1 protein-coding gene and 1 pseudogene (1 of these 2 only partly in view) are annotated in these 1,108 nt (G+C 56.0%); both read right to left on the reverse strand.

Annotation, left to right across the window (positions count from 1 at the left end):
• Positions 1–74: pseudogene (gene ccsB / locus GTN70_06710) on the reverse strand (c-type cytochrome biogenesis protein CcsB) (it extends 727 nt beyond the left edge of the window).
• Positions 75–102: 28 nt separating this feature from the next.
• A partial coding sequence (locus GTN70_06715; protein NIO16677.1) for a cytochrome c biogenesis protein ResB occupies positions 103–1,108 on the reverse strand: 1,006 nt, incomplete at its 5' end.

Raw genomic sequence — 1,108 nt, forward strand, 5'->3', positions numbered from 1 at the left:
AAGACATAGAGAACCGATGCCAGCCCGTAGAGGACCATCGCGATATCGAAAAATCTGACGTTCAGGTTATCCATACAAAAGCTCCTTTACCATAAAAAGACTTTACAGCTTCGCTATCTCATCCCTGATTCGGGCGAAGGTTTTTTCGAAAGAAAGCCGGTTCTTGTTCGCCGCCCCGGCAAGAACCATCTCGGCCCTTCCATCCTTTCCCGGGACGATCTTCAGCCACAGCCTCCGGTGAGAGCCGAAAAACGCCACGAGGATACCGATTACCATGACGGTGCACCCGACCCACACGATGTTCACGCCGGGGTCCTTGGCTACCTGGAGGCCCGTGTAGAAGATCGTGTCTATCCCGCTGAAGGAGAGGTAGCTGCTATCCCCCCTTCTCTTGTCGAAATCGGGGAAGTTTTTAAACAGCCAGAACCGGTTGGCCGTTTCCCCCTCCTTCGTCAGGGAGACCAGGAGCGCCGGCCCAAACCCCTGGAAGTTCTCGGAATAGTCCTCTGCCGCAACCGTGCCCACACCCTCTACGGGAACCCTCTGGTTCGGCAGGAGGGTCAGCCTCTTGTTGACCGATCCGTCTGAATTTTTCACGTCCACGGTTATGTTCGACGCCCCGGCCGGCCCGTAGCTGGACTGGTAGAACCAGACCCCCTTGTACTGGAGAGGGGAGTTGACCTCTATTCTCTGCTTCTTCACCTCCTGACCGCCGTCGATGACCGTCAGGTCCGAAAAATATTCCTTCGGCTGCCCGTTCGGGTAGTACTCGATCCAGAACCTGTTGTTCCTCACGGAAAACCCGAGGTCCACATTTCCCTTCGATCCCCTGGTCTGGACGTTGCTCACCGACCTTCCCTGGACTATGTTCACGTATCCCTTGAACCCGAATATGTTCCCGATCATGGCCCCGATGAATATGATGATTATGCTCAGGTGGGTTATGTAGACGCCGAATCTCGAGTAAGCGGCCTTCTCCGCGTAGAGGTGCACCGTGTCAGAGTTGGTCGTCTCCACGGGCTTTGCGAAGTGGGTCTGAAGGGCCCGTGTGTACGTGTCGGCAAGCTCCCTGACATCGGCCTTTTTCCTCCACCGGTGAGCGAGGGAG

It is taken from the genome of Deltaproteobacteria bacterium (genome assembly GCA_011773515.1).
In the GTDB taxonomy this organism is placed as follows: Bacteria; Desulfobacterota; Deferrimicrobia; order J040; family J040; genus WVXK01.